The organism is Kitasatospora sp. NBC_00240 (genome assembly GCF_026342405.1).
Taxonomy (GTDB): Bacteria; Actinomycetota; Actinomycetes; order Streptomycetales; family Streptomycetaceae; genus Kitasatospora.
Genome location: NZ_JAPEMU010000001.1, coordinates 1,270,793 through 1,297,437 on the forward strand (window position 1 = coordinate 1,270,793; position 26,645 = coordinate 1,297,437).

The window sequence follows — 26,645 nt, forward strand, 5'->3', positions numbered from 1 at the left end:
ACGTGTCACGGCAGACGTGCGGAAGATGTGCCCGAATGGAATGCACGACAGGTACATGATGTGTGGAAATCGTGCGACAGAACCGCGACACAGGCGCGCTATCATCCCCCCGGCACGTATTGGTCCAGACCATATCCGAGTCGGGCCGACCGGCGCCACATGTCGTCAGACCGCCCGCACCGGGCGGGAGTTCCGTAGGGCTGGTCCGACCCGTCGCGCCGCAGGAGCGCGCGGCGGGGTTCGTCGGCCGGCCCCAGCGGGACGGCACCCCGGACGAGCCCGTCCGTCCGCCGCCGGACCGTCACCACACCTGGAGTCGTCATCGATCCCGCCCAGAGCCCGCTGACCCTGCCCGACCTGCTGGACCACCGCGCCGGCACCCACCCCGAGCGGATCGCGCTGCTGGTCCGGGGCGGTGGCAGCGTGACGTACGGGCAGTGGCGGGCGAGCGCAGTCCGCGCGGCACACGGGCTGGCCCGCGCCGGCGTGCGTCCCGGCGACCGGGTGGCCCTGCTCTTCACCAACCAGGAGTGGGAGCGGTACGCGATCGCCTTCATGGCCGTCCAGTACGCGGGCGCCGTCGCGCTGGCCGTCCGGGAGGACCACTCCGCCACCGACACCGCCCGCCTGGTCGAGCTCGCCGACGCCCGGACGGCGCTGCGCGGCGCGGCCCGCCCGGCCGTCCCCGGCATCGCCGACCTGCTGCTCGACCACCTGACCGACGCCGCCGGGGCGGCCGGCGGGGACGTCCCGGCGGAGCCGCCGCACCGGCCCGCTCCCGAGGACCCGGCACAGATCATCGGCACCTCCGGCACCACCGGCACACCCAAGGGCGTCCTCGCCGCCCATGCCAGCCTCACTGCCGGCCTGGCACTGAACCCCCGCCCACGCCCCTACGCCCACTCCGGCCACGCCCTGCACGCCTTCCCCATCGGCACCAACGCCGCCCAGGTCGTCCTGGTCAGCGCCCTGACCGGCCACCCCACCACCGTCTGCCTGCCTCGCTTCGACGCCGAGAACTTCGCCCGTACCGTCGAGGAACTCGCCGTCGGCACCGTCTTCCTGGTGCCCTCGATGGCCGTCGAACTGGTCAACAGCAAGGTCGCCGAGCGGTACGACCTCACCGGGATCCTGCTGGTCAGCTGCTCCGCCGCGGCCCTGCCCGCCCCGGTCGCCGCCGCCCTGGCAGGCGCCCTGCCCAAGGCCACCGTGGTCAACACCTACACCTCCGCCGAGGCCTCCCCCGCACAGATCTCCACCATCGTCGACGCCACCAGGCCCGGCTCGGTCGGCCGCCCCGCCGACCCCGCCGACCTGCGGATCCTCGACCCCGACGGCCACCCCGTGCCGCCCGGCGGGACGGGTGACATCTGGCTGCGCCAGCCCGGCCCGCCGCGCCGCTACATCGGCGCCGGCGCCCCCGGCGGCGCGGTGTTCCAGGACGGCTGGGTGCGGATGGGCGACCTCGGGCGCCTCGACCCGGAGGGCCACCTGTACCTGGTCGACCGGGAGAGCGACGTCATCAAGTCCGGCGCCCTCAAGGTCTCCACCCTGCGGATCGAGGAGGTGCTGCACGAACACCCGCAGGTCGCCGACGCTGCCGCCCTCGGCGTCCCGCACCCCGTGATGGGCAGCGTGCCGGTCGCCGCCGTCGTCCCCGCCACCGACGGCCTCGACCTGGACGACCTGCGGCTCTTCCTGGCCGCCCGGCTCAGCCGCCCCGAACTGCCGGTGCGGATCCTGCTCGCCGACACCCTGCCGCGCAACCCCAGCGGCAAGGTCGTCAAGCACCTGCTCCGCGCCCGGTTCGACACCCCGCAGGAGGCTCCCGCCGCCGCCGGCCCCGCCCCCGCCACCCCCACCGAGCTGGCCCTGGCCGCCCTCTGGCGCCGGGTGCTCGGCCGTCCGGTGCGCACCGTGGAGGAGGAGTTCTTCGCCGCCGGCGGGGACTCCTTCCGCGCCGTCCAGCTGGCCGCCGCCATCTCCGCCGAGTTCGGCGCCGCCGCCGGTACGGCGCTGGTCTTCGAACGCCCCTCGCTGCGCGCCCAGGCCGCCTGGCTCGACGCCCCCGGCCGCGCAGCCGGGACGAGCAGCGGGACGAGCAGCGGGACGGCGGGGCAGCCGGCGGCCGGCCCGGACACCGAGGTCTCCCCCTTCCTCGCCGAACTGCGCGCCCAGGCCCACGACCTGCCGCTCACCTCCCAGCAGGAGAACTTTCTCCGCTGGTCGGCCGAGGCCCCCGGCCGGGACGCCGGCACCGTCACCGTCCAGTTCCGGGTCACCTCCGCCCTGCGGCCCGACCTGCTCGGCCGCGCCCTCCTGGAGGTGGTCCGCCGCCACCCCGCGCTGCGCACCTCCTTCGAACCGGTGGCCGGCCGGCCCGGCATCGTCCGCGCCGTCCTGCACCCGGAACCCCGCGCGGACATCACCCTCGTCGACCTGGACGGCGAGGACGACGCCCGGCTCAGCACCCGGCTGATCGCCGAACGGGACCGGCTCACCGACCTCGCCCACGAGCCGCTGACCCGGCTGCTGGTGGCCAGCCGGGGCCCATCCGACCACGTCGTCATGCTGGGTGTGCACCACATGGTCAGCGACGGCTGGTCGCTCGGCGTCGTCCTGCAGGACCTGGGCGTCGCCTACTCCGCCCTCCGCCGCGAACGGCCCGTATCGGCCCCCCGCCCCAGGGCGGGCTACCGGGAACTCGTCGAGGACGCCAACGCCCGCTGGCCCGCGAGCCGGGCGCACTTCGCCCGCGCGCTGGCCGGCGCACCCGCCGCCCTGGATCCCTTCCCCGGCCGCCTTCCTGCCCGCACCGTCCTCACCGACGCCCAGGAGTTCACCGTCCCGGCGGCCCGGGCCCAGGCGCTGCGCGAGCGTGCTGCCGAGCTGGGCGCCACCCCCTTCCTCGCCGTCGCCGCCGTCTGGAGCGCCGTCCTCGCCGAGCACGGCGACCGCCCCGACCTGGTGCTGATGACCCCCGTCCCCGGCCGCACCACCCCCGAGTCCGAACACACCGTCGGCTGCTTCGTCCAGTCCCTGCTACTCCGGGTGGACACCTCCGGCGCCCCCGGCCACGCCGAACTGATCGACCGGCTGCGTCGCACGTACAGCGCCGCCCTCGACCACCAGCTGCACCCCTTCGCCGAGTTCAGCCCACAGGCCCCGTTCGCCGCCTGGGTCCGCTACGAGAGCTGGAACGCCCCCGCCCAGCTCCCCGGCCTTCCCTGCGCCCCCTGGGACCTGCCGCGCAGCAACACCGTCCCGCTGCCGATGCCCGAGGGCGACCTGCACGTGCCCGAGCTGATGGCAGCCGAACAGCCCGACGGCAGCCTCCGCTGCTGGCTCCGCTACAACACCCACGCCTTCGCCCCCGAGACGGTCAGCACGCTCCGCGAGGCCTTCGAGGCCGGGCTGGCCGCCGTGACGGGCGGCTGAGGCGAGGGCCGGCGCCGGGCCAACTCCCCCACCCTGCCTCAGCCGTGCGCCGGACCTGGCGGCCACGGGCCTGCCAGGATGTCCCCATGAAGCGGACGCTGAGCGGACCGGAAGCCTCGGACGCGCTGAACGACACCGGCTGGTGCTACCTGCTGGAGAGCCTGCGGACGAGCGTCCCGGCCGGGTCGCTGGCCGAGGGGATCGAGCTGGCCACGCGCGCCGTGGCGGCCTGCGGCGAGCATGCCGACGGGCACCTCCAGGCCGATGTCCGGCGCGGGCTGGTGCTGCTCACCCTGCGGTCACCGGACCGGGCGGCGGTCACCACCCGGGACGTCGATCTCGCGCACCGGATCTCCGCCGCCGTCCGGGCGGCCGGCTCGCGCACCGAACCCGGCGGCGGTCCTGAGGCTCCGCGGACGGTCCAGCTCCTGGAGCTCGCGATCGACGCGTTGGACCCGGCGGCGCTCCGGCCGTTCTGGAAGGCCGTCCTGGGATACGCCGACGAGGCCGGGGCGAGCGGTCCGGCCGCCCCGCTGGTCGACCCGCTCGGCCAGGGCCCGGCGATCTGGTTCCAGCAGATGGACCGGGCCCGCCCGCAGCGCAACCGCCTCCACCTCGACATCTGCGTCCCGCACGACGAGGCACCCCGGCGGATCGAGGCCGCCCTGGCTGCCGGCGGCCGACTGCTCTCCGCCACCCGGGCCCCGGCCTTCTGGGTGCTCGCCGACGCCGAGGGCAACGAGGCCTGCGTCACCACCTGGCAGGGGCGGGACTGACGAAGCGTACGGGCGCCGGCGCCGCCGCTCGGCCGCGGTGTCGGAGTGGGGGGTGACGCAGACCCGGCGATGGACACGCCGAGCGGCCGGGCCGGGGTTCAGGGAGGCTCCGTCGATCGGCGGGCGTCCGGGCTCACGGTTCGGCGGTTCCGACGCTGCTGACCCGGACCAGCAGGGGCGGGCCCTCCCGTTCCGTGTCCGTGTCAGCGCCACGGACACGGAGCGTTCGGATCACCATCGGGTAGGACCAGGGCGCGTTTCAAAAGCGCTTGCCAGTCACCGGTGTTGCCGTCCGCCAGGAGGCCACCGCGTGCCCTGCCGCGCCGATATGCACCAGTGCTATGTTCCGATCGCGGATCGCACGGTAGTTGCTGGGCACGGGGGCTGGAGTGGCTTTGCTGGAAGCGCTGATCACGACCGCTACGGGAGCGGCCTCGGCGACCGTCGGAGTGCTGGTAGGCGGGATCGTCACCAGACGAGGCCAAGATCATCAGTGGTCGCGGGACCAACAGCTGGTTGCTTACCAGGAACTACTCAGTCACTACGCCAAGTTCACGATGGTGATCAAGCGCGCACACGCCGACCGTTGCGGCTGGGACTACGACTGGGCCGAGTGGAGCGCCGTTCTGACGCGGGTCAGCTTGATCGCTCCCGCCGAGGTTGCGGCCGAGGTCGACCGGTTCGGTCAGTCAGTCGACCGCTTCTTGGACCGCGTCGCCCGAAACGTCGATCCGGCCCGTACGCCACTCAGCGAAGAGGAGTTCCGGGAGGTCGGCGCAGAGGTGGCTCAGTCACAGATGAGCCTGGTCAACGCGATGCGGCGGTCGCTGGGAGGTAGACGGAAGGCGCTGACCTTCTGGATAGGAGGGTCACACGCCGGCCGAGAGATTCGCGGGTCGTCGTAGGAGTCACAGCCACTCGTTGATGACGGCGTTGGTGACGGTGGCCTCGTAGCGGACAGCAAGTTTGTCGTAGCGGGTCACAACGGCCCGGTGCCGTTTGAGGCGGTTGATCCCGCACTCGACGACATGGCGTTCGCGGTAGTCGGCCTTCAGACGCTCTCCCACTCGCCATGCCTGAGCGGCACGTCTCGCCAGGGCGCACCGGTCCGCGTCCGCCGGCGTATGCCGTTGATCGCCTGCCGCTTGGGCCAGACCGGAGGCCGCCCCGACTTCTTGCCCATCGGCAACAACGGTTCCAGCCTGGCCCATTGCTCGCTCGTCAGATCTCCACGCCCCACAGGTGGATCATGACAGACCTTGATCCACTTCTTGAACGGACCCTAGCTGGGGAACGGCCAGACCGGGCACCACGGCGGGATGTACTGGCCGGGGTAGGGCGGGCCCCACGGCGGGCACGGGTAGGGGTTCGGGTTCGGGGCGGGCGGGGCGGAGGTCCAGAGGATCTTGCCGTTCAGCTCGACCGCGATGGCGCCCTCGTTGTAGACGGTCAGTTCGGCGCCGGGGTGGCCGCCGGTCCCGCTCCACCACAGCGGGGTGCTGTCGGCGGCGTACACGACGAGGTTCCCGTCGCCCTGCATGGCGAGGATGTTGCCGTTGGGCATGGCGCCGCGGGCCACCCAGATCGGGGTGGTGTCGCGGTACAGGACGACATTGCCGTCGCCCTGCATGGCCAGCTGGACGTGGCCGTTCGGCGAGTACCAGGCCTGGTTCCTGGCGAGCACGCTGTTCATCGGGATGCGGGTGGGCGCGGACGGCGCGGCTGACACGGCAGGGGTGGCCTCGGCGACCGAGGCGACCGAAGGCACGGGGGCGGCGTACGCGGTGCCGGTACTGAGGGCACCGAGCCCGATCGCGGCGACGACAGCCAGCGCGGCGGCCCGTGAGCGGATGCTTGACATGGGTGGGCGTCGGATCCTTCCGGTGACAGTGACCTTGTAAGGTCGCTTGTATGACGACGCGTCAAACATTCTTGCGCGTCGACCGTCAGGCTACGCAGCCGCGGTGGAGGCCTACGGCAGATCCACCGGCAGCTTTGGGATCCTCCCACGGGTGATCAGCGGGCCGGGAAGGAGTCCAGGGCAAGATCCCACTGGTCGGCCTCGCGAAGCGGCGTTGCGGCGTCCACCCGCAGCTCCACGAAGTACTGGTAGATGTCCGCCCTGTCATCGCCCTTCTGCCACGGGGGCGTCGCCTCGAGCGAGAGGTGGACACGAATCACTGCCTCGGTGTCGTTCCGATCAACGAGGCTTACGGCCAGGACCGGTTCGACGAACCACGTGTCCGGGGAGAACCAGCCTTCGGCATCGGGCCCGGTCGCAGCCATTCTCCCGGCGGCCACCGCCCGCAGCCAGGCGGACACCTGCCGGGCTTCATGGACCAGCAGACATGGATCGGCGAAGGACCAACTGCCCCGGTTGGTGGCCACCGATCCACCGATGACCAGCCAGTTGTCGTCGTAGGAGTCGCCTCTGACCGTGGAGAACTGCTAGCGCAGCGGACGGAGCCCGACACTGCTCGCGTGATCACTCAACAGCACGGCCACAGGATGCCATGGCTCCCGCGGCCCGGGGCGACTCATTTTATTCGTCATCGCCTCGGCGGCGGGCCGCCGTCCGGCACCCCGGACCGGCGGCCGGACGGCGTCGACGCCGGCCGGGAACGGTCCCGGACGGCGTCGAGGCTGCGCAGGGCCGGTCAGTCGGTGAGCCGACCGGCGGCCTCGTCCTCGGACAGGGCGTCGATCTCGGCGATCAGCAGCGCCTCGATCCGGGCGGCCAGGGTGGCCGGGGTGGCGCTCTCGAAGACGTCGCGGATCGGGACGTCCAGGCCGATGGTGGCGCGGATCCGGGCCACCACCCTGGTCACCAGCAGGGAGTCGCCGCCGAGTTGGAAGAAGTCGTCGAGGGCGCCGACCTTGGCGACCCCCAGCACCTCCTGCCAGAGCTCCGCGACCAGGACCTCGGCGTCGGTCCGCGGCGCCAGGTACTCGCCGCCGAAGCCGGCCGCCGGGTCGGGCTCCGGCAGGGCGGCCAGGTCGGGCTTGCCGTTCGCGGTCAGCGGCAGCGCGTCGACCAGGACCAGCGAGTCCGGGACCATGAAGACGGGCAGCCGGGCGGCCAGGTGCTCGCGCAGCGCCGCCGGGGCGGGATCGGCGCCCTGCCGGGGCACGGCGTAGCCGATCAGCCGGCGCCCGTCGCGGACCACGACCACCGCACGGGCCACCGCCGGGTGGGTGGTCAGGGCGTTCTCGATCTCGGCGGGCTCGATCCGGTAGCCGCGGATCTTCACCTGGTCGTCGGCGCGGCCGAGGTAGTCCAGGCGGCCGTCGGTGCGCCAGCGGGCCCGGTCGCCGGTGCGGTACATCCGGGCGCCGGGGCCGGCGAACGGGTCGGGCCGGAAGTGCTCGGCGGTCAGCTCCGGGCGGGCCAGGTAGCCGCGTGCCAACCCGCTGCCGCCGAGATGGAGTTCGCCCTCCGAGCCAGGGGCGAGCAGGTTCCCGCGCCGGTCCAGGACGTAGCAGCGGACGCCGGGCAGCGGGCGGCCCAGCGGCGGTCGGCCGACGGTGTCGGCGGCGCCCAGGTCGGCGCTGGTGACGATGACGGTGGCCTCGGTGGGGCCGTAGGTGTTGACCAGACGCACCCGGTCGCCGTGCCGCTCGCGCCAGCGGGCGACGGCCTGCGCGGAGGCCTCCGAGCCGCCGAGGATCACCAGCCGCAGGGCGGCCGGCCAGGGCGTCTGCTCACCGAGGGAGACCAGTTCGTGCCAGTAGGCGGTGGGCAGGTCCAGCACGGTGACGGTGCTGCCGCGCGGTGAGCGCAGCAGGTCGGGGAGCATCCGGCCGCCGCCCGGCAGCAGGACGCAGCACGCGCCGGCGGTCAGCGCGGGCCAGATCTCCTCGGCGTGGGTGTCGAAGCCGATGGAGGCGAACTGGACGACCCGGTCGGTGGGTTGGAGGTGGTAGCCGTCGCCGGCCATCCACGCGACCCGCTCGGCGAGTGCGCCGTGCTCGACCACGACGCCCTTGGGGGTGCCGGTGGAGCCGGAGGTGTAGAGGATGTACGCGACGCCGTCCGGCCCGGTGCCGGGGTGGGCGGCGGGCGTGGGTCCGTCCGCCGGCCACTCGGTGGGGACGGTGAGGACGGGCAGGCCGAGGTCGGGGGCACCGCCGCCGGTGAGCAGCAGGCTCGCGTCGGCCTCCGTGGTCATCAGCCGCTGGCGCTCCTCGGGGTGCGCCGGGTCGAGCGGGAGGTAGCCGGCGCCGGCCTTCCAGATCGCCAGCAGGGCGATCACCAGGGCGAAGGAAGGCTCGATCCGGACGGCGATCGCGCGCCCCTGTTGATTGCCGAGCCGGTGGGCCAGCAGGGTGGAGCGGCGGTCGAGTTCGGCGTAGTCGAGGGTCTCCCCGTCGTACTCCAGGGCGGGTGCGCCGGGCCGGGCGGCGACCTGGGCGGCGAAGCGTTCCAGGATCGGGCGGGCGGGGGCCGCGGCGGGGCCGGCGCCCTGGGCGAGCAGCGCCGCCCGCTCGTCCGGTCCGATGAACCAGTCGCTGTGCAAGGGGAGTTCGGGGTCGTCGACGACCTTGGCCAGCAGGGAGGTGAAGCGGTCGGCCAGGGCCTGGACGGTGGAGTGCTCGAAGACGTCCAGGTCGTAGCAGAAGGAGAGGGTCAGGCCGCCGCCCGCGGTGCGCCAGCTGTCCAGCAGGAGTTCGGTCTTGGCGCGGGCGAAGCCGGAGTTCATCGGGGCCAGCCGGACGCCGTCGGGCTCGGGGCCGGCGCCGGCGGCGGCCAGGTCGTGCTGGCTCTGGTGCACGAACATGGTCTGGTAGAGCGCCGAGTGGCCGGGCAGACCGGGCAGTTCGAGCGCGGTGGCGAGCCGCTCCTCGGGGATGTCCTGGTGGCTGAGGGCCGCCATGGTGGCGGAGCGGACCCGGCGCAGCACCGTCCGGAAGTCGGGCTCGCCGGTGAGGTCGGCGCGGACGACGGCGGTGCGGCTGAAGTAGCCGAGCAAAGCCTCGTGGGCGACCTCGTTGCGGCCGGCCAGCGGGGTGCCGACGGCGAAGTCCTCCTGGCCGGTCCAGCGGGCCAGCACGCTCTGGTGGACGGCGAGCAGCACCATGAACGGGGTGCAGCGCTGTTCGCGGGCGAGCCGGTCCAGGCCGGCGGTGAGTTCCGGCCCGAGGTCGACGTCGTGGAAGGCGGCGGCGTGGGTGCCGTCGGCGGGCCGGGGTCGGTCGGTGGGCAGGGTGAGCGCGGAGATGCCGTTCAGCCGCTCGTACCAGTAGCGGTAGGCCTCGTCGGGGTCGGCGGCGGCCGCCCTGGCCTGCTCGGCGCGTGCGAAGTCGCCGTACTGGAGGGTGAGTTCCGGCAGGTCGGCCGGCGCCTCGTCGAGCTGGTCGCGGTAGAGGGCGAGCAGTTCGCGCCACATCGTGCCGGCCGACCAGCCGTCCGAGACGATGTGGTGCAGGACGACGACCACGGCGTGCTCGCGACTGTCCTGGTCGGTGAACAGGAGGGCGCGCAGCGGCGGGGCGGCGGCCAGGTCGAAGGGCGTGTTGACGTGCGGGGCGGCGGCCGCGGTGAAGCGGCGTTCGCGGTCCTCGGCGGACTCCCCCGGCACGGTGGGCAGTTCGAGGACGGCGAGGTCCACGGTGGCGGGCGGGCCGACCACCTGGACGGGCTCCTCACCGCGCAGTTCGAACCGGGTGCGCAGGATGTCGTGCCGGGCGGTGAGCCGGGCCAGCGCGGCGCGCAGGGCGTCCTGGTCGAGCGGCCCGCTCCAGCGGTGCGCCAGGTACATGTTGAAGCCGGCGTCGTCCGGGTCCAGTTGCAGGAGGAACCAGAGCCGGCGCTGTTCGGCGGTCAGCGGGTGGATCGCGGCGGGGCCGGAGGCCGGGTCAGGACCGGTCACGGGTCACCTCGTTCTTCGGGTCGGCGGTCACGGCGGCGGTCACGCGGGCCACCGCGTCGGCGGTCACGGTGGCGGCCGTGTCGGCGGTCACGGCGGCGGTCGCGGCGTCACGCTTGGCGCGGGCTTGCAGGGTCTCCAGGCCGACCAGGTCGTCGGACTGGGCGTCGGGCACCTCGCGGTCGAACCGCGCCAGGACGGGGATGCAGAGGCAGACCAGCACGAGCACGGCCATGGCGAGGCCGAACAGCAGGTAGATCAGGCCGATGCCACGGCCCTCGCCGGTGCCGATCACCCGGCCGACGGTGGAGGCGAGGGCGCCGCCGTCGTCCATCAGCGGCTGGGCGAGCCGGGGGCCGAAGGGCGCGACCACGGCGAAGCCGATCGGCAGGGTCGACCAGGCGACCATGGTGTTGACGGCGATCACCCGGCCGTGGAACCGCAGCGGCACCTTGGTCTGGATGATGGTGGCGTAGACGCCGTTCACCAGGGCCAGTCCGAAGGCCATGCCGAAGGCGCCGATCGCGACCACCGGCAGGCTCGGGCCGAGGCCGGTGACGAAGCAAGCCGCCGCCAGGCCGAGGGTGGCGAGCAGCACGCCGCGCAGCCGGTGGTGCCGGGGGCCGCCCCAGACGAGCAGGGTGAGGCCGCCGAGCACGGCGCCGAGGCCGCCGCCGGTGGCGACCCAGCCGGTGTCGTGCAGTTCGCCGAAGGAGAGCACCAGCGGAGTGGTGAGCAGGAACAGCGGGGAGAGGAAGATGTTGAGGACGGCGAAGTAGAGCAGCATCGAACGGAAGTGGCGGCTGCCGAGGGAGCGTCGGAAGCCGGCCCGGATCTCGGCCGTCACCGACTCGCGGCGGGTCCAGGCCATCGCCTTGGGGAAGCGGACGGCGAGGGTGACGGCGGTGGCGGCGGTGTAGCTGAGCACGTCGATGCTGAGGATGCCGCCGAGGCCGATGCCGGCGAGCAGGCCGACGGCGAACAGGGGTACCAGGAACTGCGCGAAGCCGAAGGCCATCTGGACCACGCCGTTGGCCCGCCCGAGGAAGCGCTTGGGCACCAGCTGCGGGACAGCGGAGCCCCAGGCGAGGCGCTGGAAGGTGAGGGCGGTGGAGAGTACGCCGATCAGGACGTAGGCGTGCCAGACCTCCAGGCTCCCGGCCAGGTACAGGACGAGCATCAGGGCCTGGGTGAGGCCGGCCGCGATGTCACCGCCGATCATGATCCGGCGGCGGTCGCCCCGGTCGATCACGGCGCCGGCCACGGGTGCGGCCAGGATGCCGGGGACGAGTCCGCAGGCGGCGAGGAGTCCGAACTGGACCAGCGAGCCGGTCTGCAGGTAGATCCAGACCGGCAGGGCGAACTCGGTGAGCGCCGAGCCGATCATCGAGATCTGCTGGCCGGTGGCGACCGTGAGGAAGCGCCGCATGCTGGGGCGGATCACCTCGGCGCTCTGCTGCGGGGCGGAGTGCGGCGAGCGGGAGACGTCCTGCAGCCACCAGGTGTCGTCCTCGCCGCGGCGGTGCTCGTCCTCGGTGCCGGCCGCGATCGAGCGGTGCACGGCGGTCAGGACGGTGGCCAGCTCCTCGGCCCGGTACTTGAGGTAGAAGTGCCCGGCCTCGTCCAGCACCACCACGGCGGTGGTGCCGGTGATCCGGTGCCACTCGCGGAACCGCTCCTGGTAGAACTCGGTGGCCGGGTCCCGCTCACCGACCACGGAGATCACCGGGGCGCGCAGCCTGCCGCCGCCCTCCTCGGCGAAGAGCCGGGTGAAGTACCGCTCGGCCTCCTTGGTGCCGACCCGGCGGTTGCGGACGATCAGCCGCAGCTGCTCGGGGTCCACCTCGTCCACGTCGAGGCCGGCGGCGGCGAGCGCATTGACCATGCCCTGGTCGCTGCGCAGCTTCTCGGCCACCTCGGCGAAGCGCTCGGCGAGCGCGGAGCCGCGGCCCTTGGGGCGGGCGAACGGGTAGATGCCGCCCAGGTGCACGGCCTCCACCTCGCGGCCGGCCGCCTCCAGCCGGCGGGCGATCTCGACGGTGAGCATCACTCCGAGGCCGCAGTGCCCGTAGAGCACGATCCGGCCCTCGACGCCGTCCAGGATCTCCTGGGCGGTGTGCTCGGCGACCTCCTCGATCGGCATCGCCTCCTCGCCCAGTTCGTGGCCGGGTACCGCGATGGAGTGCAGCGCCCAGTCCTCGGGCAGCGCGTCGGCGAGCGGCTTGTAGATCAGCGCGCTGCCGCCGCCGTAGGGGGCGCAGACGATGCTGGCGGTGGTGCGGCGCTGCGGGGTGAGGCGGTGCAGCATCCTGCGCGGGCCGCGGTCGGTCTGCGGGGAGGAGACCAGGGCGGCCAGGGCCCGTACGGTGGAGTGCTGGAAGAGGTCCATCACCCCGATCGGGGTGGGGAGTTCGGGGTAGGCGCGGCGCATCCGGGCGACCACCTGGGTGGCCAGCAGCGAGTGGCCGCCGAGTTCGAAGAAGTCGTCCAGGGCGCCGACCCGGGGGGCTTCGAGCAGCTCCGCCCACATCGCGGCGACGAACTCCTCGACCTCCCCGGCGGGCTCCTGCCACGCGGCGGAGGAGGCGCCGGCCCCCTCCTCGGGCGCGGGCAGCGCCTTGCGGTCGACCTTGCCGTGGGCCTGCAGGGGCAGGCGCTCCAGGACGACGAACCGGGCCGGGATCATGTAGTCCGGCAGGACGTCCAGCAGTCCGGAGCGCAGTTCGCCGGTGCTGGGCGCGCCGCTCGGCCCCGGGTGCTCCAGGTAGGCGACGAGGGTCTGCTTGACGCCCTCGCCCCGGGCGACCACCACGGCCTGGGTGACGCCGGGCAGCGCGGTCAGCGCCGCCTCGATCTCGCCGGGTTCGACCCGGTACCCGCGGACCTTGATCTGGTGGTCGCTGCGGCCGAGGAAGTCCAGCGTTCCGTCGGCGCGCCAGCGGGCCAGGTCGCCGGTGCGGTACATCCGGGCGCCGGGGGCGGCGAACGGGTCCTCCAGGAAGCGCTCGGCGGTGAGGTCGGCCCGGCCGAGGTAGCCCCGGGCCAGCCGCTCGCCGCCGAGGTACAGCTCACCCGTCACGCCGGGCGGGACGGGTCTGCGGTGGTCGTCCAGCACGTAGCAGCGCGCGCCGGCCAGCGGGCGCCCGATCGGGGTGCTGCCGGTGACCTCGGTGCCGTCGGCGGGCGGCACCTCGTGCACGGTCACCCCGACGGTGGCCTCGGTGGGCCCGTAGTGGTTGAACACGGCGCAGCGGCCCAGCGCGGCCAGTTCGCGGGCCCAGGCGTACGCGCTGGCCTCGCCGCCCAGCACCAGGGCGCGGCGCGGCAGCAGCTGCCTCGGCTCGACGTCGGCCGTCAGCGCGGCCAGGTGCGAGGGGGTCATCTTGAGGTAGTCGATGCCGAGCGTCTCGATCCGCTCGGCGAGTTCGACCCCGGCGATCCGGCGCGGCAGCAGGTGTACCCGTCCGCCGGAGGCCAGCGCCAGGTAGAGCATGGTGATGCTGAAGTCGAAGGAGAGCGACTGCAGCAGCCCGTAGCTCGCGCCGGGCACGATGCCGAGCCGCTCGCCGGCGCCCGCGAGGTAGTTGAGGATCTCGCGGTGCTGGACGGCGACACCCTTCGGGGTGCCGGTCGAGCCGGAGGTGTAGATCACGTACGCGAGGTCGTCCGGTCCGGAGAGCTCCGGCAGCGGTGAGCCGTCGCTCTCCTCGGGTTCGACGTCCACCAGCACCGCGGCGCCCGCGAAGCGCGGCAGCCTGCCGCGCAGGCCGCTGTCGGTGATGAGTACCGGCGCGCCCGCGTCGGCCACCAGGGCGTCCAACCGGGCGGACGGGGCCTCCGGGTCCAGCGGCAGGTAGCACCCGCCGGCCTTGAGCGCCGCCACCAGGGCGACCGCCAGCTCCGGCGACTGCTCCAGGCAGACCGCCACCCGGGTGTCCGGCCCGACGCCGAGCCGGCGCAGCCGGCGGGCCAGCCGGTTGGCGCGCAGGTCGAGTTCGCCGTAGGAGAGGGTGCGGCCGTCGAAGTCCAGCGCGGGGGCGTCCGGGGTGGCCGCCACGCTGCGGGCGATCAGTTCGGTGAGGGTGGCGGGGCCGTCGGCGGGCAGCTCCGGGCCGGTGGCCCAGGTGCCCAGGACGGCGGCCGACTCCTCCTCGGTGAGCAGCGGCAGGCGGGAGACCGGCCGGTCGGGATCGGCCAGCGCCGCCGTGAGCAGTACCTCGAAGCGGTCGGCGAGCCGCGCGACGGTGTCCGCGTCGAAGAGGTCCGTGCGGTAGGTGAGGACGCCGAGCAGGCCGTCCTCCAGCTCGTTCATGTAGAGCGCGAGGTCGAAGTGGGTGGTGGTGCTCTCGTAGCCGAAGCCCTCGTTGCCGAGCGCCATGGCGGGGCTGCCGGGGGCGGCGCGGTCGCCGTAGTTCTGGAAGGCGAAGGTGGTCTGGAAGACGGCGGAGCGGCTGACGTCCCGCTCGACGGCCAGGTCGGTGACCATCTGCTCGAACGGCACTTCCTGGTGGGAGTACGCGTCCAGGGTGGTCTCGCGGACCCGGCTGACCAGCCGGCCGAAGGTCAGGTCCGGGTCGAGCTTGGCGCGGATCGGCAGCATGTTGACGAACGGGCCGACCACGTCCTCGAGTTCGCGGTGCAGCCGGCCGGCCACCGGCGAGCCGATCGCGAAGTCCGACTGCCCGCTGTGCCGGGACAGCAGTGCCTGGAAGGCCGCCATCACCACCATGTACCGGGAGGCGCCATAGGCGCGCGACAACTCCCCTATTCGGTCGGAGAGTTCCGCGCTCCAGCGGAAGCGGTGCACGGCGCCCTCGAAGGTCAGCACCGGCGGGCGCGGCCGGTCGGCGGGCAGCTCCAGCGCCGGGACGGCATCCAGCTCGCCGCGCCAGTACTCGCGGGAGGCGGTCAGCGAGCCGTCCGCCAGCCGGGCCCGCTGCCAGCGGGCGTAGTCGCCGAACTGGACCTCGGGCTCGGCGAGGGCCTCGCCCGTGCCGTCCGCATGGCGGGCGTAGAGCGCGGACAGCTCGCGGTTGAGGATGTCCACCGACCAGCCGTCGCAGGCGATGTGGTGCATCACCAGGGCGAGTACGTGGTCCTCGTCGGCGATCCGGACCAGCAGGGCGCGCAGCAGCGGGCCGGTGGCGAGGTCGAAGGGCTCGGCGACGGCGCGCTGGACGGCGGCGGCGGCCCGGCGCTCCGGGTCCGGTTCCGGCTCGCCGGCCTCGGCCCGGGAGACGTCGACGAAGCGGGCCGGGAACGGCCCCGGCTCGGCGACGGTGACCTGGGCGATGCCGTCGTCGTCGGTGGGGAAGGCCATCCGCAGACCCTCGTGCCGGGCCACCAGGTCGGCCAGCGCGGCGTCCAGCGCGGCCCGGTCCAGCGGACCGCGCAGCCGGCGGGCCGGGGCCAGCGCGTACGCCGTGCTGCCGGGCGCGAACTGCTCCATGAACCAGAGCCGTTCCTGGCCGCTGGAGAGCGGCGGCGTGGCGCCGACCGGGCGGCGCCCGACGGTCCGCGCCGGGGCGGCCGCGCCCTTCAGTCGCTGGGCGAGCAGGGCCCGCTTGGTGGCGGACCAGTCTGCCGGAAGGTCCTGCGTATCACTCATCGGTTTCCTGTTCGGGACGCGCGGAGGGGGAAGCTGGCGGGGTGCGCGGAGAAGGGCGCTCGGGGGCTGGTGGGTGCGGGGAGGCCGGGGTGCGGGGAGGCCGGGGTGCGGGCGGCGGGACGGTCGCCGGGCGCTCGCGGGCCGGGGGGCGGCGGCCCGGGCCACGTGGAGCCGGGGCCGCCGGGGCCGGCCGCCGAGGGGCCGGGCCCGGCTGCGGCCGGCGGGTGGGTCAGCGCCGCTCGCGGACGGCGTCGGCGATCCCGGCCACCGTCGGGCTGTCGAAGAAGACGTCGAAGTCGACCTCGACCCCGAGGGCCTGCCGGATCCGGGCGCTGATCTGAATGATCGTCAGCGAGTGCCCGCCGAGGTCGAACAGGTCGTCCTCCAGGCCGACTTCGGGCAGGCCCAGGACCTCGGCCCAGATCCCGCACAGCTGCTCCTGGAGCTCGTCCGCCGGGGCCGGCCGGCCCTGCGGGGCGGCCACCTCGGCGGGTGGTTCGGGCAGCGCCCGGCGGTCGAGCTTGCCGTTCGGGGTGAGCGGCATGGCGGGCAGCGGCACGTACACCTGCGGCACCATGGCGGCCGGCAGGGTGCCCAGCAGGTGCTCGCGCAGTTCGGCGGCGCTCGGGCCGGGGGTGGCGGTGGTCACCAGGTAGCCGGCCAGCCGGGGTTCGCCCACCGCGTCCTGGTGGACGGCGACGGCTGCCTCGGCGACGGCCGGGTGCTCCAGCAACCGGGCTTCGATCTCGCCGAGTTCGATCCGGTGACCGCGGATCTTGACCTGGTTGTCGGCGCGGCCGAGGAAGTCCAGCTCGCCGTCGACCGTCCAGGCCGCGAGGTCGCCGGTGCGGTAGCGGCGGGCGCCGGGCGGGCCGTACGGGTCCTCGACGAAACGCTCGGCGGTCAGCTCCGGGCGGCCCAGGTAGCCCTCGGCGACGCCGTCCCCGCCGAGCAGCAGCTCGCCGGGCACCCCGATGGGTACCGGCCGCAGGGCGGAATCCACCACCTGGGCGCGGGTGTTGGCGATCGGACGACCGATGGTGACGGCGGTCGGGCCGGCCGGGATCTCCGCGCAGGTGGACCAGATGGTGGTCTCGGTCGGGCCGTAGACGTTGAACAGCCGGCCGACCGCCGACCGCAGCTCCCTGGCCAGCGGCAGCGGCAGCGCCTCGCCGCCCGCCAGGGCGACCAGTCGGGTGCGCCCCGGGCCGGCCGACAGCAGGACCCGCCAGCCGGACGGGGTGGCCTGCACGTGGGTGACCCCCTCGCGCCGGATCAGGTCGAGCAGCCCGGCGCCGTCCACCGCCAGGCCGTCGGGGGCCAGCACGAGCCGGCCGCCGGTGATCAGCGGGAGGTAGATCTCCAGCGCGGAGATGTCGAAGGAGAGCGAGGTCAGGCCGAGCCAGACGTCCTGCGGGCCGGATTCCAGCCGGCCCGCGAAGGAGTGGAGCAGGTTGGCCAGCGCCCGGTGCCCGACCGCGACGCCCTTGGGCCGGCCGGTGGAGCCGGAGGTGTACAGCACGTACGCGGTGTCCGTCGCCGCCGGGGCGGCCGGGTCGGCGGTCGCCGTGCCGGCGCCGGCGGCCGGGCAGGCGTCCAGGCGGAGCACGGCGGGGGCGACGGCCACCAGGGCGGGCGCCGGGTCGCGGTCGGCGAGCAGCAGTGCGGCGCCGGAGTCCGCCAGGATCGCGGCCAGCCGCGGCTGCGGGTAGCCCGGGTCGAGCGGCAGGTAGGCGGCGCCGGTGGCGAGCACGGCGAGCAGAGCGGCGGGCAGGTCGGCGGTGCGGTGCAGGTGCAGCGCGACCAGAGTGCCGGGGCCGGCCCCGGCGGCGCGCAGGCCCGCGGCCAGCTGATCGGCGCGGCGGATGAGTTCGCGGTAGCCGACCCGGTCGGGGCCGGCGCTGACGGCGACGGCGTCGGGGGTGGCGGCGGCCTGTTCGCGGACCAGGTCCAGCACGGTGCGATCGGCGGGGTAGGCCCGCTCGGTGGCGTTGAAGGCCTCGGTGACCAGGCGGTGTTCCTCGGCGTCCAGCAGGGGCAGGTCGCCGAGCGGGGTGCGCGGGGCGGCGACGGCGCCGGCCAGCAGGGTGGCGTAGTGGCGGGCGATCCGGCGGGCGGCGTCCGGGGCGAGCACCGCCGGGTCGTGCTGGAGGGCGAAGCCGGTGCCGTCGGGCGCGTCGACGACCTGGAGGTTCAGGGTGTTGCGGGCGGTGCCGTTGAACACCGCCCAGTCCACCCGGGCCGAGGTCCCCGCGAACTCGGGCTGCGGGCCGCGCAGGCGGTAGCCGAAGGAGACCGGGGCCAGCCCGACCCGCGGGCCGAGCGCGGCCACCGCCGCACCGAACGGCACGGTACGGAAGGGGTATCCGCCGCGCAGCTCGGCCCGGACGGCCTGGGCCCAGCGGTCGAACCCGGTACTGCCGACGGGGTCGGCGACGCCGTCGACATCGGCGATGGTGGGGGCGTGGACGGGCAGCTCGTTGACGAACAGGCCGATCTCGCCGGCCTGCCCGGCCGTCCGGGTCGACAGCGGGACGGAGACGGGGACGGCCTCGCCGCCGTAGCGGTGCAGCAGCCCGTGCAGGGCGGCGAGCAGGAACTCGAAGACCGTCACACCGCTCTGCGCGGCCGCGCCGGCCAGGGCCTCGCGGGCGGGCGCGTCCAGCGTCCAGCCGACACTCTCGCCCGGTCCGGCACCGGTGGTGGCGCGGGCGCCGCCGGGCAGCACCGGCTCGGTGGCGGCCGCCCAGCGCGGCCCGAACCACTGCGCCGCCCGGCGGACCGTCTCGGGGTCGGGGCCCGGGGCGGCCGGCCGGACGGCCGGGGCCTCGGCCTGGGCCTGGGCGCGGGCCGCGCCCGGCAGTGCGGCGGCGTAGCCGGCGGCCAGGTCGTTGACCAGGACCTCCTTCGAGGCACCGTCGAACACCGCGTGGTGGGCCACGGCGAGGAGTTCGGCCTGCCCGTCGGGCCGCCGGTAGAGCGTGAACCGGGCCGCCGGGCCGGTGCCGAGGGTGAACGGACGCGCGGCGTCCTGTCCCACCCGCTTCTCGAAGTCGGCCGCGGAGTCCTGCTCGGCGTCGACCCGCTGCAGCGCCGGCCGCTGCCCGGCGGGCACCAGCAGTACGTCGCCCTCCCGCTCCACCAGGGCCGTGGCGAGCAGCGGATGCCGGGCGACCAGTGCGTCGACGGCGTGCTCCAGGGCGTCCGGGTCGACCGCGGCGAAGGCGATCCGCACCGGCAGGTGGTAGGCCTCGTGGGTGACGAGCAGCCGCTCGGTCAACCAGACGCCCTGCTGGGCCGGGCCGGCCGGGATCGCGCTGCGGTCAGGGAGCTGTTCGGGCATGAGCGACTCACTTTGACGGTCGGGCTGCGGGAGCGCGTGCCCGATGACGGTTCGGGCCGGGGTCCTGGGCGTTGAAGGGGGCGATCGGACGAAGTCCGCCCGGCCCACAGGGGTGGCCGTTGGCCCGGCGGCCCGGGGCAGCGCCGTGGCGGCGCACCCCCCTGCTGAGCCCCCGACGGACCCGGGCACCTTCTGCGGAAGACCTCTGGTCCAGACCTTCCGAGAGATTGGCATAGACCAAATGGCTCGTCAAGGACCGTCCGCCATCTCTTGACGACACGTCATTCACTTTGCTGTACAGCAACAATGACTCCAGGCCACCGCGCCGCCGGACCCACCGATGGATCGCCCCCGAACACCCTTGGCCGGAAAGCACCGTGACGCGGCGTCGGACCGGCCGGCAGCGCGGTTGCGGAAACCGCCCCGCGCGGGCCCGGCCCCGGTCGGCTCCGGCCCCGCCACGGCGTACCCACGGACCGCACACGAGGCGTCCACCGACCGCCCACTGCCCGTCCACCCGCGACGATCCCGGCTACGCCCCCAGCACCCGCGCCAGGTCGTACGAGACCGGCTCCTCCAGCTGCTCGTACGTACAGCTCTCCGGGGTCCGGTCCGGGCGCCAGCGGCGGAACTGCGCGGTGTGCCGGAACCGGGTGCCCTCCATGTGGTCGTACGCCACCTCGCAGACCCGCTCGGGGCGCAGCGCCACCCAGGAGAGGTCCTTGCCGCCCGTCCAGCGGCTCTGCGCGCCGGGCAGCCGCCCGCTCGCCTGGGCCTCCTCGTCGGCCCAGGCGCCCCAGGGGTGGCCGGCCGAGGCGTCCATCCGCAGCGGGGCCAGCTCCTCCACCAGCTCGCGGCGGCGGGCCGCGGTGAAGGCGGCGCAGACACCCACGTGCTGCAGCCGCCCGTCGGCGTCGTGCAGGCCGAGCAGCAGCGAGCCGACCACCGGACCGCTCTTGTGCTCGCGGTAGCCCGCCACCACGCAGTCGGCGGTCCGCCCGTGCTTGACCTTGAACATCGTCCGGTCACCGGGCCGGTAGGGCTGGTCCAGCGGCTTGGCCACCACGCCGTCCAGCCCCGCGCCCTCGAACTGCGCGAACCAGATGCCGGCCAGCTCGCGATCGGTGGTGGCCGGGGCGGTGAAGACCGGGTCGGCGGCCGGCCGCAGCGCCTCCTCCAGGGCCGGACGGCGCGACGACAGCGGCTCGTCCAGCAACGAGCGGTCCCCCAGCGCCAGCAGGTCGAAGCCGACGAAGGAGGCCGGGGTGCGCTCCGCGAGGGTGCGTACCCGGGAGGCCGCCGGGTGGATCCGCTCCAGCAGTTCCTCGAACCGCAGCCGCCCCTCGCGCGCGATCACGATCTCGCCGTCCACCACGCAGCGCGGCGGCAGCGCCTCCCGGAAGGCGGCCACCAGCTCGGGGAAGTACCGGGTCAGCGGCTTGCCGGTGCGGCTGCCGATCTCCACCTCGTCGCCGTCCCGGAAGACGATCGCGCGGAAGCCGTCCCACTTGGCCTCGTAACTCATCCCCGGCGGGATCTCGGGCACCGCCTTGGCGAGCATCGGCGCGACCGGCGGCATCACAGGCAGGTCCATGTCTTCGATGGTGCCGCCGCCCGGCCCGGCCCGCACGGGGACGGCCGCGCTCCGGGCGCGCGCCCCGGCCCCTCCGCCTAGCGTGGACGGTATGGCTGGAGCTGTGGAGCTGGACGTCGCCGGGCGCACCGTACGGCTGTCGAACCCGGACAAGGTGTACTTCCCCGAGCGCGGGTACACCAAGCTGGACGTGGCGCAGTACTACGTCGCGGTCGCCGAAGGGGTGCTGCGGGGCCTGCGGGAGCGGCCGACCACGCTGCAGCGGTTCCCGGACGGGGTGGACGGCGAGTTCTTCTACCAGAAGCGCGCGCCCAAGGGCCTGCCCGAGTGGCTGCCGACCGCGACGATCAACTTCCCCAGCGGCCGTTCGGCGGACGAGATCTGCCCCACCGAGCCGGCCGCCGTGCTCTGGGCCGCCAACCTGGGCTGCCTGACCTTCCACCCCTGGCCGGTGCGGCGGGCCGACACCGAGCACCCCGACGAGCTGCGGATCGACCTCGACCCGCAGCCCGGCACCGACTTCCACGACGCCGTTCGGGCCGCCCACGAGCTGCGCGGACTGCTGGCCGAGCACGGGCTCCAGGGCTGGCCGAAGACCTCCGGCGGGCGCGGCCTGCACGTCTACGTCCCGGTGGAGCCGCGTTGGACCTTCACCGACTGCCGGCACGCCGTGATCGCGCTCGGCCGGGCGCTGGAGCAGCGGATGCCCGGGCAGGTCACCACCGCCTGGTGGAAGGAGGAACGCGGCGAGAAGATCTTCGTCGACTACAACCAGATGGCGCGCGACCGCACCATCGCCTCGGCGTACTCGCTGCGCGCCCGCCCGGGCGCCACCGCCTCCATACCGCTGCACTGGGAGGAGCTGGACGACGCCTCGCCCGAGGACTTCGACCTGCGGACGGTGCCGGCCCGGTTCGCCGAGGTCGGCGACCTGCAGGCCGGGATGGACGGCCAGGCCTTCGGGCTGGAGCCGCTGCTGGAGCTGTACGAGCGGCAGGCGAAGGACGAGGGGCTCGGCGAGCTGCCGTACCCGCCGGACCACCCCAAGGTGGCCGGCGAGCCGACCCGGGTCCAGCCCAGCCGGGCCCGCAAGCACTGACGGGCCCCGGTCCCGGCCGCGCCCGGAAAAGCACCGCCGGCCCCGGGCGACCCGCGCTACCTTGCTCCCATGACTCCAGGCTCCCCCGACGACGTCCGCTCCCGCGCCGAACTTGCCACGTTCGTCCGGGCCCTTCGTCAGGACCTCGGCCGGCCGGAGCAGCCCTGGGAGAACGCAACCCTGGAGGACTTCCTGACCGCCCTGGCCTCCTGGATCGAGGACTCCGGCGGCCGGTACCGGCGCTTCGGCGAAACGCTCCCGGCCGACGGCGACTGGACGTTCTTCGCCCGGGCCCTGGACGCCGCCACCGCGTACGAGTGACCCGACCGGACCGGCGGGGTGCCCGTAGGCCGGTGGGGGCGGAGACGCAGCTGGTGCTCGGGCGGCCCTGAGCCCGGCCGGCAGCACCTCGCCGGACGCCCGCCCTGCGGTCCGTCCCGCTGTCGGTCCCGCTGTCCGTCCCAGGGCCCGGCCGGACCAGGCAGGCAGGCCTCAGGTCTCAGGCCGTCAGACCCTGGCGCCCGCCGGCGCGGTCCGGCCGATGATGCGGACGGCGTCGGCGATCTGCCGGTCGGTCAGGTCCCCGCGGGCGGTCAGCCGGAGCCGGGAGACGCCGTCCGGCACGGACGGCGGGCGGAAGCAGCCCACCGCGAGGCCGGCCGTCCGGCAGTCCGCCGCCCAGGCCACCGCGGCCTCGGGGCCGGGCGCGCGGACCGAGACCACGGCGGCGTCCGGCGCACTCGCCGACAGGCCCGCGGCGGTGAGCTGCGCGGCCAGCGTCCGGGCCACCTCGCGGGCGCGCTCGGCGCGGTGCGGCTCGGCCCGCAGCAGGCGCAGCGCGCCCAGGGCGGCGCCCGCCGCGGCCGGGGCCAGGCCGGTGTCGAAGATGAAGGTGCGGGCGGTCTCGGTGAGGTGCCAGACCACCCGGCGCGGGCCGAGGACGGCGCCGCCCTGCGAGCCGAGCGACTTGGAGAGCGTCACGGTGGCGACGGTGTCCGGCTGCCCGGCCAGGCCGGCCGCGGCCAGCGCGCCCGCGCCGCCGGGGCCCAGCACGCCGAGCCCGTGCGCGTCGTCCACCAGCAGGGCGGCGCCGTGGGCGCGGGCGGCGGCGGACAGCTCCGGGAGGCGGGCGGCGTTGCCGTCCACCGAGAAGACCGAGTCGGTGACCACCAGGGCGCGCCGGTGCGTGCGCGCCGCCAGGGCGGCGGCGACGGCCGCGGGATCGCTGTGCGGCGCCCGGTGGACGTCGCTGCGCGACAGCCGGCACCCGTCGATCAGCGAGGCGTGGTTGTTGGCGTCCGAGACGATCAGGGTGTCCGGGTCGGTGAGCGCGGTGAGCGCGGCCAGGTTGGCGGTGTAGCCGGAGGAGAACACCAGCGCCGCCTCGACCCCGCAGAACGCGGCCAGCTCCTCCTCCAGCTCGGTGTGCAGCGCGGTGGTGCCGGTGACCAGCCGGGAGCCGGTGGAGCCGCCGCCCCAGCGCAGGGCGGCCTCGGCTGCGGCGCCGGTCACGGCGGGGTGGTGGACCAGCCCGAGGTAGTCGTTGCTCGCCAGGTCCAGCACCGGGTCGTCGGCGGGGCGGCTGCGCAGGGTCCGGGTGAGGCCGGCCCTGGCCCGCAGCTCGGCGGCCTCGTCGAGCCAGTCGAAGACTGCGGCCGGGGTGAGGGTCTGCTGCTCGGGCGCGGTGGGGTGGGCCATGGGCCGCACTCTGGCACGAGGGACGCGGCCCGGGCAATGTGCGCCTGCGCACACGGCCCGGGCCGGCGGCCCGTCGCCCCGTCAGCTCCCTCGCCACGAGCGGATCCCTCAGCGCGACCAGTACGGATCGTCGACGGACGGCGTGCGGTCCGGGGAGCCGTCCGCCCGCCGCGGTACGTCCGCGGGCGCCGCCGGGGGCTTCCCGTACACCGACGCCCCGCCGTACTCGACGTCGGACACCGTCGCGTCGACGACCACCGTGACGTACGGGGCCGCGCCGCTCTGCCCCGCCTTGAGGTCGGAGCGGCGGCCGTCCAGCGTGGCCGTGACGAACACGCCGTCCGATGTGGTCGCCGACCGGGTGACGTAGTCCTGGCTCCCGTCGTAGGGCTGCCCGGCCGGGCCGAAGGGCGGGCCGACCTGGTAGCCCCGCTGCCGCCAGGAGGCGGTCACCGCCGCCAGGAACTCGTCCCGCCGACCGGGCGCCAGCCGCACCCGCACCCGCCAGCTGCGGCGCACCACCGAGTAGCGGCTCGCCTCGCCGTCCCAGTGGTCCTCGTACCGGCCGACGTCGTACCAGCCGTCCAGGTACGGGACGGCCGGGGCCACGCCGTCCAGGCTCCCGTGCAGCGTGTGGTCGATCCGGTCGCGGGCCTGCTCCGCGGTCATCACCGGCCGGTCGAAGCGGGGCAACCACCCGCCGGTCGCCCACATGTACCCGCCGAGGGCGAGGAGCAGCACGAGGACGCCAGCGGCCACCGCCGCGCAGGACCGCAGCGCACGCCGGTTCACCGGCCCGCCACCAGCTGGGCGCGGTCGCCGTGGCCGGCCACGACGGCACCGATGTTGTCGAGGGAGGGCCCGCCGTTCTGCGGCGTCAGGTACTCCAGGTGGGTGTCCTGCGGGTGGGCGACGCTGCCGTCGGCGACCGAGAAGCGCTTGCCGCCGAAGTCCGCGTCGGCGGGGTCGCTGCCCAGCCAGAGCTCGTCCGAGTCGGTGGCGTGGCCGATGCCGGCGCCGACCACGGTGCCGACCGGGCCGAAGATGCTGCCGACGAGGCCGCCCGCAACCTCGTTCTTGGACGGCAGGTTGGTGACGCCGTCGTAGGCCGCGGCGCCCACCCAGACCCGGCCGGGCAGCCCGAGGTCGGCGGCCTTGGCGGCGCCGGTGCCGGGACTGCCGACGATGATCACGTCGTCCGGCGGGAGGTAGGTGTCGCGGTGCCGGGTGGCGAGCATGGTGGCCTGGCCCACCAGGTAGGAGCCGTAGCTGTGGCCGATCGAGGTGATGTGCGGCGGCCGGCCGCCCTCGTGGCTGGCCCGGATTCCGGTCAGGAAGTTCGCGTACGCGGGTGCGCCGGCCTTGCCGCGGTCCCCGGAGGCCGCGTCCGACATGCCCGGCGGGGCGTCGTAGCCCAGCCAGACGATCGAGGCGGCCGAGCCGCCGGGGCCCTGCTGGGCGCGGGTGGCGCGCCAGACGTTCAGCGCGTTGTCGCCCTCGTTGGCGCCGACGTCGTTGCGGCCGAAGGTGCCCAGGGAGCCCAGCGTCGTGGTCATCCCGGGTACGTAGGCCGAGACGTCCGTCGCCGTGTCGGGATTGCCGAAGGAGATGATGGCACGGCCCTGCCCCTCGGTACCGATCCCCAGCAGGTAGTCCCGGGGATGGTCGGCCGCGGGGTCGGCCGCCAGCTTGTCGTCGGCTGCCAGCCGGTCCCTGACGGACTCGTAGCGGCGCAGCCGGGCCCGCTCCTCGTCACTGGGGTGCGGCTGGGCCTGCAGCTGCTCGATCAGCTTCCCCAGGGCCTGCTGGTTCACCCGGTCGCGGACGGCCGCCGGGATGCCGTCGCGGTTGCCGAGCTGCTCCGGGTGCGCGGCGATCAGACGCTGCTGCTCGTCGGGGGTCAGGCCCCGCCACCAGGAGTTCACCTGGGTCGGGGTGGCGCCCTCGGGCGGCAGGCCCTTGGCGTAGAGCCGGCCCGGGCCGGCGAGGGCGGCCGCCGCGCTGTCGCCGCTCGCCGTGGCGAGGTCGAGCCCGGCCTGCGAGGTCGCGTTGGCGGTGTAGCGCCGCAGCCGCTCGGCGGTCGTCCGGTCGGCCTCGGCGGCCTCCCGCAGGGCGAGGCCGATGCGGTCGCCGATGTCCCGGGCGGCCGCCTGCTGCGTGCGCTCGTAGTCGGCGGCGTCGGGGTCGTGCCTGCTGCGCGGGTCCAGCGGCTCCCAGCTGACGTCGCCGCGCTCGCTGACGCCGAGATCCTTGGCGTGCGCGTCGGCGAGGGCCTGCAGCAGTTTGGCCCGGGCGAGCTCGAAGGCCTCGGCGCCGTCGCGCAGCACGGCGCCGATCAGGGCGAGTTCGATGCCGGCGGCCTGCAGTTTGCCGGTGGTGCCGTCGATGGAGGCCATGGCGCCGGTGGCGGCCTGCCCGGTCCACTGCGACTGGTGCACCCGGTCGGCGGTGCCGCGCTTCCAGGTGGAGGTGTGCTCCTGGAAAGCCGTGTGCAGCCGGTCGTAGGCGTCGGCGGCGCCGTACAGGTCGCCCGGCCTCGCGTCGCGCAGGGCGGCGATGTCCATCCGCTCAGCACCCGCCCCGCGGGCCGGTGACGTGCACAGGTGTGTGGTTCATGAGCTCCCCCGAGTCGGTGCCCGGAGCGCTCCCGCCCCGTGGCGGCGATCACCCTAGCGCGTTGTCGATCATGCCGCCTGAGTACGGGTACTCAGGCGGCACGGTCGGTCGGGCATCGACGTCGGTCGGGCATCGACGCCGGTCAGGAAGCGACGCCGGTCAGGAAGCGACGCCGGTCAGGAAGCGCGGTCGATCAGGAGGCGATGTCGGTCAGCCGGCGCAACTGCAGTGGTTCGGCCAGCACTTCGGCCAGGGTTTCGGCCACCTGCCTGAAGTGGTCGGTGCCGAAGTGGAACTGGAGAGCCGCCTCGTCCGTCCACTCCTCGACGATGGCCATCTGCTCGGGCCGGTTCGGGTCGGCGTAGAGCTGGTAGGCGAGGCAGCCGGGCTCCTCCAGGGAGGGCTCGATCATCGCCTCCAGCGCGGTGCGCAGCCGGTCGCTCCGGCCGGCGGCGGCCACCAAGGTCGCGATCACGATCACGGGGTCACTCCTTCTTCGACGGTGGGATGTTTCGACGCTGGGAATGTCGACGGTGGGGAATTGCGACGGACGGGATCCTCCGCGGGACCGGCGGGCGGGCGGGCCGGGGCCCTGTGGCGGGTCCC

General features: G+C 74.7%; 17 protein-coding genes. 5 read left to right on the forward strand and 12 right to left on the reverse strand.

The genetic code is table 11. From position 1 onward, the window contains the following. Window positions 1–360 precede the first annotated feature (360 nt). The 3 genes from OG689_RS05330 (at window position 361) to OG689_RS05340 (ending at window position 5,119) form a co-directional block, all read left to right on the forward strand. Window positions 361–3,438, forward strand: a complete 3,078-nt coding sequence (locus OG689_RS05330; protein ID WP_323189376.1) for an AMP-binding protein — start codon at window positions 361–363, stop codon at window positions 3,436–3,438. Window positions 3,439–3,524: 86 nt separating this feature from the next. Continuing rightward, window positions 3,525–4,214: a VOC family protein gene (locus OG689_RS05335; protein ID WP_266318185.1), complete on the forward strand. Its 690-nt coding sequence runs from the start codon at window positions 3,525–3,527 to the stop codon at window positions 4,212–4,214. Window positions 4,215–4,603: 389 nt separating this feature from the next. Then, window positions 4,604–5,119, forward strand: a complete 516-nt coding sequence (locus OG689_RS05340) for a hypothetical protein (RefSeq protein WP_266318186.1) — start codon at window positions 4,604–4,606, stop codon at window positions 5,117–5,119. Between the two features lie 3 nt (window positions 5,120–5,122). On the opposite strand, the gene OG689_RS05345 is transcribed toward OG689_RS05340, so the two are convergent. The 8 genes from OG689_RS05345 to OG689_RS05380 form a co-directional block, all read right to left on the reverse strand. Further along, window positions 5,123–5,281, reverse strand: coding sequence for a hypothetical protein (locus tag OG689_RS05345; protein WP_266318188.1), 159 nt, complete (start codon window positions 5,279–5,281; stop codon window positions 5,123–5,125). Continuing rightward, window positions 5,266–5,397, reverse strand: a complete 132-nt coding sequence (locus OG689_RS05350; RefSeq protein ID WP_266318190.1) for a transposase — start codon at window positions 5,395–5,397, stop codon at window positions 5,266–5,268. Before OG689_RS05350 ends, OG689_RS05345 begins: the two co-directional genes overlap by 16 nt. A 99-nt stretch (window positions 5,398–5,496) precedes the next feature. Further along, window positions 5,497–6,075: a hypothetical protein gene (locus tag OG689_RS05355; RefSeq protein WP_266318191.1), complete on the reverse strand. Its 579-nt coding sequence runs from the start codon at window positions 6,073–6,075 to the stop codon at window positions 5,497–5,499. 155 nt (window positions 6,076–6,230) lie between these two features. Further along, the gene (locus OG689_RS05360; RefSeq protein WP_266318193.1) at window positions 6,231–6,602 is read right to left on the reverse strand and encodes a hypothetical protein; all 372 of its coding nucleotides are present in this window, start codon (window positions 6,600–6,602) and stop codon (window positions 6,231–6,233) included. A 269-nt stretch (window positions 6,603–6,871) separates the two neighbouring features. Continuing rightward, on the reverse strand, window positions 6,872–10,084 hold the full coding sequence (locus OG689_RS05365) for an amino acid adenylation domain-containing protein (RefSeq protein WP_266318194.1): 3,213 nt from the start codon (window positions 10,082–10,084) through the stop codon (window positions 6,872–6,874). Continuing rightward, window positions 10,071–15,689, reverse strand: a complete 5,619-nt coding sequence (locus OG689_RS05370) for a non-ribosomal peptide synthetase/MFS transporter (RefSeq protein WP_266318196.1) — start codon at window positions 15,687–15,689, stop codon at window positions 10,071–10,073. The genes OG689_RS05365 and OG689_RS05370 overlap by 14 nt, the downstream gene beginning before the upstream one ends. A 229-nt stretch (window positions 15,690–15,918) precedes the next feature. Next, window positions 15,919–19,032 (reverse strand): amino acid adenylation domain-containing protein, encoded by a 3,114-nt coding sequence (locus OG689_RS05375; RefSeq protein ID WP_266318197.1) that lies wholly within the window; start codon window positions 19,030–19,032, stop codon window positions 15,919–15,921. 532 nt (window positions 19,033–19,564) lie between these two features. After that, a complete protein-coding gene (locus tag OG689_RS05380) occupies window positions 19,565–20,626 on the reverse strand; it encodes an ATP-dependent DNA ligase (RefSeq protein WP_266318198.1) in 1,062 nt (353 codons plus the stop codon). 91 nt (window positions 20,627–20,717) lie between these two features. Between OG689_RS05380 and ligD the strand changes: the two genes are divergently transcribed. Both ligD and OG689_RS05390 read left to right on the forward strand, forming a co-directional pair. Continuing rightward, complete coding sequence (gene ligD, locus OG689_RS05385; RefSeq protein WP_266318200.1) at window positions 20,718–21,725, forward strand: non-homologous end-joining DNA ligase; 1,008 nt, start codon at window positions 20,718–20,720, stop codon at window positions 21,723–21,725. Between the two features lie 69 nt (window positions 21,726–21,794). Then, entirely contained in the window at window positions 21,795–22,046 is a 252-nt protein-coding gene (locus OG689_RS05390; protein ID WP_266318202.1) for a hypothetical protein, read from the forward strand. 186 nt (window positions 22,047–22,232) lie between these two features. Here OG689_RS05390 and OG689_RS05395 read toward each other — a convergent pair whose 3' ends face one another. The 4 genes from OG689_RS05395 to OG689_RS05410 all read right to left on the reverse strand — a co-directional run bounded on the left by OG689_RS05395 (window position 22,233) and on the right by OG689_RS05410 (window position 26,520). After that, complete coding sequence (locus OG689_RS05395) at window positions 22,233–23,423, reverse strand: 8-amino-7-oxononanoate synthase (protein ID WP_266318204.1); 1,191 nt, start codon at window positions 23,421–23,423, stop codon at window positions 22,233–22,235. A gap of 108 nt (window positions 23,424–23,531) precedes the next feature. Continuing rightward, entirely contained in the window at window positions 23,532–24,215 is a 684-nt protein-coding gene (locus OG689_RS05400; RefSeq protein ID WP_266318205.1) for a hypothetical protein, read from the reverse strand. Continuing rightward, window positions 24,212–25,987: an alpha/beta hydrolase gene (locus OG689_RS05405; RefSeq protein WP_266318207.1), complete on the reverse strand. Its 1,776-nt coding sequence runs from the start codon at window positions 25,985–25,987 to the stop codon at window positions 24,212–24,214. The genes OG689_RS05400 and OG689_RS05405 overlap by 4 nt, the downstream gene beginning before the upstream one ends. 245 nt (window positions 25,988–26,232) lie before the next feature. Beyond that, window positions 26,233–26,520, reverse strand: coding sequence for a putative quinol monooxygenase (locus OG689_RS05410; protein ID WP_266318208.1), 288 nt, complete (start codon window positions 26,518–26,520; stop codon window positions 26,233–26,235). Window positions 26,521–26,645: the final 125 nt, after the last annotated feature.

Excerpts from the sequence above, each read along its gene's own strand:
- OG689_RS05335 (WP_266318185.1), top strand. The coding sequence starts at position 3,525 with ATGAAGCGGACGCTGAGCGGACCGGAAGCCTCGGACGCGCTGAACGAC.
- OG689_RS05350 (WP_266318190.1), bottom strand. The coding sequence starts at position 5,397 with ATGGGCAAGAAGTCGGGGCGGCCTCCGGTCTGGCCCAAGCGGCAGGCG.
- OG689_RS05355 (WP_266318191.1), bottom strand. The coding sequence starts at position 6,075 with ATGTCAAGCATCCGCTCACGGGCCGCCGCGCTGGCTGTCGTCGCCGCG.
- OG689_RS05370 (WP_266318196.1), bottom strand. The coding sequence starts at position 15,689 with ATGAGTGATACGCAGGACCTTCCGGCAGACTGGTCCGCCACCAAGCGG.
- OG689_RS05375 (WP_266318197.1), bottom strand. The coding sequence starts at position 19,032 with ATGCCCGAACAGCTCCCTGACCGCAGCGCGATCCCGGCCGGCCCGGCC.
- OG689_RS05380 (WP_266318198.1), bottom strand. The coding sequence starts at position 20,626 with ATGGACCTGCCTGTGATGCCGCCGGTCGCGCCGATGCTCGCCAAGGCG.
- ligD (WP_266318200.1), top strand. The coding sequence starts at position 20,718 with ATGGCTGGAGCTGTGGAGCTGGACGTCGCCGGGCGCACCGTACGGCTG.
- OG689_RS05390 (WP_266318202.1), top strand. The coding sequence starts at position 21,795 with ATGACTCCAGGCTCCCCCGACGACGTCCGCTCCCGCGCCGAACTTGCC.
- OG689_RS05395 (WP_266318204.1), bottom strand. The coding sequence starts at position 23,423 with ATGGCCCACCCCACCGCGCCCGAGCAGCAGACCCTCACCCCGGCCGCA.
- OG689_RS05405 (WP_266318207.1), bottom strand. The coding sequence starts at position 25,987 with ATGGACATCGCCGCCCTGCGCGACGCGAGGCCGGGCGACCTGTACGGC.